Origin of the sequence: Clavibacter lycopersici (genome assembly GCF_003576405.1) — a bacterium.
GTDB classification, from domain to species: Bacteria; Actinomycetota; Actinomycetes; order Actinomycetales; family Microbacteriaceae; genus Clavibacter; species Clavibacter lycopersici.
In genome coordinates this window covers 1-5,243 of the sequence record NZ_QWGT01000197.1, presented here as the reverse complement: position 1 = coordinate 5,243, position 5,243 = coordinate 1, and the positions used below count along the sequence as shown (strand labels likewise).

Here is a 5,243-nt window from a genome sequence, read left to right as displayed (position 1 = left end):
GGCAGGCCCCGCGCCGTCCGGGAGGGACGGCGCGGGCGCGCGGGGGCGGCGTTGCGCGGCGGTGGTCACGGCGTCACTCCTCGGCGAGGGCGGCGTCCATCTTGCCGGCCAGCTCGTCGGCGACCTCGGCCACCGGCCGGGCGCCCGAGAAGGCCTGCGGGAGCAGGTCCACCTCCAGCGCGTTCCAGGCGGCCGAGTTCGTGCTCACCGGGAGCGGCTCCGCGTAGTCGACCGCGTCGAGGAAGACCTGCAGGTCGGCGTCGGGCATGGATCCGGTGAACGCCGTCTGCGTGCCGGTGAACGCCGGGATGATCGAGCCGGCGTCGCCCTGCTGCTGCTGGGCCTCCTCGCCGGCGAGGAACACCTGGAGCGCCTGGGCGGCCTGCTTCTGCTTCGAGGCGGCCGAGACGACGTTCGAGACGCCGTGGATCACGGTGGCCTGCTCCTCGCCGCGGGGCAGGGGCAGCACGACGACGTCCCCGGCGAGCGCGGTGTCGGTGAGCGCCGACCGGAACCAGCTGCCGCCCCAGTACATGGCGAGCTTCCCCGAGGTGAACCACTGGTCGCCCGTGGTGTCGGTGAGCTGCTGGATGGAGGGCGATCCGCCGTCCGCGATGAGGTCGGTCCAGAACTGGAGCCCGGCCTGCGCCTCGGGCGACGCGTAGCCCGACTCGGCGCCGTCGATCACGGTGCCGCCGGCCTGGAGGATCGTGTTGTAGTAGGTGGTCTGCCCGTCCATGCCGCCCGCGGCGCCGTACACGCCGTCCGCGGCGAGCGCGGTGGAGATGTCGTCGGCCGTCTGCTGGAACTCGTCCCACGTCCAGTCGCCCTCGGGCAGGGCGACGCCCGCCTCCTCGAACAGGGCCCGGTTCGCCCAGATGCCGATGGTGTCGAAGTCCTTGGGCACGCCGTAGGAGACGTCGTCGACCGTGTACAGGTCGACGAGCGACTCGGGGTAGTCGCCCGGGTCGATGTCCCCCGCGTCGACCGCGCCCGAGATGGGCTCGAGCTGCTGGTTGGACGCGTAGAGGCCGACGTTCGGGCCGTTCATCCAGAACAGGTCGGGCAGCGTGTCGCTCGACGCCTGGGTCTGCAGCTTGGTCCAGTACTCGGCGAACGGCGTGACGTTCACGGTCACGTCGATGTCCGGGTAGACCTCGTTGAAGGCGGCGATGTTCTCCTCGATGGCGGGGACCTGGTTCTGGTCCCACACGCCGTACGTGATCGACGCGGACAGGTCCTCGGCGGGGGCCGCGTACTCGGCGGGCGAGCCGGATCCCCCGCTCGAGCTGCAGCCGCTGGCCACGAGGGCGAGGCCGAGGGTCAGCGCCGTGCCGACGACCAGGCGCCTGCGGGGTGCGCGCCGTGCGGCGGAGGTGGGTGTGGTGCTCATCGGGTGGTCCTTCCGAGGGGTCGTGGTGCTCATGCGGAGAAGTGCTCGGTGACGTGCGCGGGGAGTTCGGGGACGGCGATGGGCCGGGATCCGTCGCGGAGGGACTCGGCCGCGAGCGATCCGGCGGCCACGGCCTCCCGCGCGGCGATCGGCGACACGAGCGTCGGGGCGCCGTCGAGCAGGAGCGCGAAGAACTCGGTCATCGTGAGGAGGTCGGCGTCCTCGTGGCCGCTGGCCGCGCCCTCGATGGGGTGCTCGACGTCGCCATCGACCTGCCACTCGTGGCGCCGGTTCCAGACCTTGACCACGCCGCCCGCGGTGTCGCCGACGTTCTCGAGGCGGCCCTCTGTGCCGATGACGGTGTAGTTCCGCCAGTAGTCGGGGGTGAAGTGGCACTGCTGGTAGCTGGCCATGACGCCGTTGTCGAGCGTCATCAGCATCATCGACACGTCCTCGACGTCGACCACGGGATTGAGCCCCGTCTGGCTGGCGGGCGGCCAGTTGTCGAACGAGAACCAGTCGGGCATGGTCTCGCCCGGTCGCTCGCGCCGGTCGGTGACGTCGCCGTAGACCATGAGGTCGCCCATGCCCACGACGCGGCGCGTGTAGCCCGAGGCGAGGTGGTGGATCACGTCGATGTCGTGGCTGGCCTTCTGGAGCAGCAGCGTGCCCGTCTTCGCGCGGTCGGCGTGCCAGTCCTTGAAGTAGTAGTCGCCGCCGTTGCCGACGAAGTGGCGCACCCAGACGGCCTTGACCTCGCCGATCTCGCCGCGCTCGATGATCTCGCGCATGACCTTCACCACGCCCGCGTGCCGGAAGTTGTGGCCCACGTAGAGGACGGTGCCGGTCGCGGCCGCCGTGGCGAGGACCCGGTCCGCTCCCTCGAGCGTGATCGCGAGCGGCTTCTCGAGGTAGACGGCGATGCCTGCCTCGAGCAGCGCGACAGCGATGTCCTCGTGCGTCCAGTCGGGCGTGGTGACGATGGCCGCGTCGACGGATCCCGCGGCGACGAGCTCGTCCACGTGGGAGTGGATGACGGCGTCGGGATGGGCAAGCCGGGCGCGGTCCCGGCCGTCGGCGTCAGGTTCGACGATCGCCACGACCTCGGCTCCGGGGCGGGCCGAGCCCACGTGCTGGGCGATGGCGGCGCGGGCGCCGAAGCCGATCACGGCGACGCGGACCCGCGGTCCGGTGGGGGTGGATGTGGTCATGGGAGGAACGTGCCCGTCGTTGCGCATGCGCCCATCCTGCAACTGCTGAGCGCATTTGTCACTATCGGGAATGAATTGAGCATGTAACGACAGTAACTGCCGTCGGATCGCGCTCAAGGGGGGCCGGCGCTTCTTCACACGTCCGTAACACGACCGTCCCGCGCCGGAGACATGACGCCGCCGCGCCCGGTCCGCAGCTCACGCGAGCCGGGCCGGGGACGCGGCGGCGGGGATCAGGACGCGACGAGGACCTCGACGCCCGCGGCGGCGAACGCGCCCGCGAGGTCGGAGGCGAGGGGCGCGTCCGTGACGAGGAGGTCGATCCGCGACAGCGGGCAGATGCGGGCGAACGTGCTGCGCCCGAGCTTCGTCGCGTCGGCCACGACGATGAGGCGCCGGGCCACCGCCGCGATCTCGCGGCTCGCCTCGGCCTCGCCCTCGTGCAGGGTCGTCGCGCCGAACGCGGCGTCGAGGCCGTCGACGCCGAGGATCGCGGTGTCGAGGCTGAAGCCCCGCAGCGACGCGGCGACGAGCGGACCCACCAGCTCGTAGGACTGGCGGCGCGGGACCCCGCCCGTCACCACGATCTTGATGTGCTCGCGCACCGACATCTCGTAGGCGATGTTGAGCGCGTTGGTCACGATCGTGACGCCGGGTGCGTCGCCGCGGGGACGCAGGCCCTCGCTCCGCCCGAGCATGCGCGCGACCTCGCTCGTGGTCGTCCCGCCGTTGAGGCCCACGGACTCGCCCGGCTGGATCAGGCCCGCGACCGTGCGGGCGATCGCGACCTTGGCGTCGGCCTGGCGGGCGATCTTGTACTGCAGCGGCAGCTCGTATCCCGACCCCAGCGCGGAGGCCCCGCCGTGCGTGCGCGTCACGAGGCGCTGCTCCGCGAGCGTGTTGAGGTCGCGGCGGACGGTGGCGGTCGACACCCCGAGCGTCTCGCTCACCTCCGCGATCGAGACGTTGCCCCGCTCGCTCACGAGCTCGAGCACGACGTTGAGGCGTTGTTGCGGGGTCATCGGGCAGCCGATCTGGGTTGGATGCCCCATCTTGGCATAGACGGCCTTGCCACTTCTGATCGTTTCTGATCGAATACGGAGGTATCAATCATCCTCGCTCGTACATGTTGCACGAGCGTCTCCCGACCGAAGGAAGCCGATGCCCTCCACGTTCGTCGATGCAGAGATCGACTCCCAGCCCGAGACGTGGAGGCTCGCCGCCGAGCTCGTCCCGCTCGTCACGGACCGCCTGCCCCAGGCCGGGGAGCGGGTCGCCGTCGTCGGCTGCGGCACCAGCTGGTTCATCGCCATGTCGTACGCGGTGCTGCGCGAGCAGGCGGGCCAGGGCGTCACCGACGCGTTCGCCGGCAGCGAGTACCCGGCCGGCCGCGCGTACGACCGTGTCATCGCGATCTCCCGCTCGGGCACCACGACGGAGGTCGTCGACCTCCTGCGGGCCCTCGAGACGACGCCGACCACGCTGATCACGGCCGTCGAGGACTCCCCCGCCGCCGCGGTGGCCGACGAGGTCGTCGCCCTGCCGTTCGCCGACGAGCGGTCGGTGGTGCAGACGCGCTTCGCCACGTCGGCGCTGACCCTGCTGCGGGTCCACCTGGGCCAGGACGTCGAGCCGATGATCGCCGACGCGCACCGCGCCCTCGCGATCGACGTCGACGACCTGCTCGCCGCGGACCAGGCCACCTTCGTCGGCCTCGGCTGGGCGATCGGCCTCACCTTCGAGGCCGCGCTCAAGACCCGCGAGGCGGCGCAGTACTGGTCGGAGTCGTACCCCGCGATGGACTACCGGCACGGCCCGATCGCCATCGCCCAGCCGGGCCGCCTGGTGTGGTCGTTCGGCGACGCGCCCGCGGGCCTCGCCGACGAGGTGGCCGCGACGGGCGCCCGCTTCGTGCAGCACGACCTCGACCCGCAGGCCGGCCTCGTGGTGGCGCAGCGCTTCGCGGTGGGCCTCGCGAAGTCGCGCGGCCTCGACCCCGACCACCCGCGCTCGCTGACGCGGTCCGTCATCCTGGCATGAGCCGCGGCGGGGACGGCATGCTCGGCATCGACGTCGGCGGCACCACCGTCAAGGGGATCCGCGTCGGGCCCTCGGGCACCGTCGAGGCGGAGCACCGGGTGCCCACGCCGACCGGCGACCCCTCGGGGGACCGGGTCGTCGAGGCCGTGGCCGCCGTGGTCGCGGCGCTCGGCGGGTCCACCGCGGCCCCGATCGGGCTCGTCGTGCCCGGCATCGTCGACGAGCTCGAGGGCGTCGCCGTGTGGTCGGCCAACGTCGGCTTCGACCGCGCTCCCCTCCGAGCCTCGGCCGAGCGTCGTCTCGGGACCCGGGTGGCGTTCGGGCACGACGTGCGCGCCGCCGCCCTGGCCGAGATGCGCTCGGGGGCCGCGCGCGACCGACCCGGATCCCTCGCCTTCGTCCCGGTCGGCACGGGCGTGGCCGCGGCCTTCGCGGTCGACGGGCGGATCCTCGTCTCGGACGGCTGGGCGGGCGAGATCGGCCAGACCGTCATCACCTCGGGCCCGCACGCCGGGCTGCGCGTCGAGCAGGTCGCCTCCGCGTCCGCCACCGCCCGCCGCGCGGGCGAGGAGGGCACGCTCGCCGTCGCCCGCCGGGTC

5 protein-coding genes are annotated in these 5,243 nt (G+C 72.6%); 2 read left to right on the top strand and 3 right to left on the bottom strand.

Features of this window, described 5'->3' with window-relative positions; genetic code table 11:
• Nucleotides 1-73: 73 nt before the first annotated feature.
• From DZG00_RS11895 to DZG00_RS11885, 3 genes are all read right to left on the bottom strand, one after another.
• Nucleotides 74-1,393 carry an ABC transporter substrate-binding protein gene (locus tag DZG00_RS11895; RefSeq protein WP_119382456.1) on the bottom strand — a complete coding sequence of 440 codons (1,320 nt, stop codon included), beginning with the start codon at nucleotides 1,391-1,393 and terminating at the stop codon, nucleotides 74-76.
• 29 nt (nucleotides 1,394-1,422) lie between these two features.
• A complete protein-coding gene (locus tag DZG00_RS11890) occupies nucleotides 1,423-2,604 on the bottom strand; it encodes a Gfo/Idh/MocA family protein (RefSeq protein ID WP_119382455.1) in 1,182 nt (393 codons plus the stop codon).
• A 233-nt stretch (nucleotides 2,605-2,837) separates the two neighbouring features.
• Nucleotides 2,838-3,626, bottom strand: a complete 789-nt coding sequence (locus DZG00_RS11885; RefSeq protein WP_119382454.1) for a DeoR/GlpR family DNA-binding transcription regulator — start codon at nucleotides 3,624-3,626, stop codon at nucleotides 2,838-2,840.
• A 139-nt stretch (nucleotides 3,627-3,765) separates the two neighbouring features.
• Here DZG00_RS11885 and DZG00_RS11880 point away from each other — a divergent pair, with 139 nt between their 5' ends.
• Both DZG00_RS11880 and DZG00_RS11875 read left to right on the top strand, forming a co-directional pair.
• The gene (locus DZG00_RS11880; RefSeq protein ID WP_119382453.1) at nucleotides 3,766-4,644 is read left to right on the top strand and encodes an SIS domain-containing protein; all 879 of its coding nucleotides are present in this window, start codon (nucleotides 3,766-3,768) and stop codon (nucleotides 4,642-4,644) included.
• Nucleotides 4,641-5,243: ROK family protein (locus DZG00_RS11875; RefSeq protein ID WP_147359989.1), on the top strand; the 603-nt coding region annotated here is incomplete at its 3' end. The genes DZG00_RS11880 and DZG00_RS11875, both read left to right, overlap by 4 nt.

What these genes read in the sequence shown, in the direction of transcription:
- DZG00_RS11895 (WP_119382456.1), bottom strand. Translation starts at nt 1,393, where the DNA reads ATGAGCACCACACCCACCTCCGCCGCACGGCGCGCACCCCGCAGGCGC.
- DZG00_RS11890 (WP_119382455.1), bottom strand. Translation starts at nt 2,604, where the DNA reads ATGACCACATCCACCCCCACCGGACCGCGGGTCCGCGTCGCCGTGATC.
- DZG00_RS11885 (WP_119382454.1), bottom strand. Translation starts at nt 3,626, where the DNA reads ATGACCCCGCAACAACGCCTCAACGTCGTGCTCGAGCTCGTGAGCGAG.
- DZG00_RS11880 (WP_119382453.1), top strand. Translation starts at nt 3,766, where the DNA reads ATGCCCTCCACGTTCGTCGATGCAGAGATCGACTCCCAGCCCGAGACG.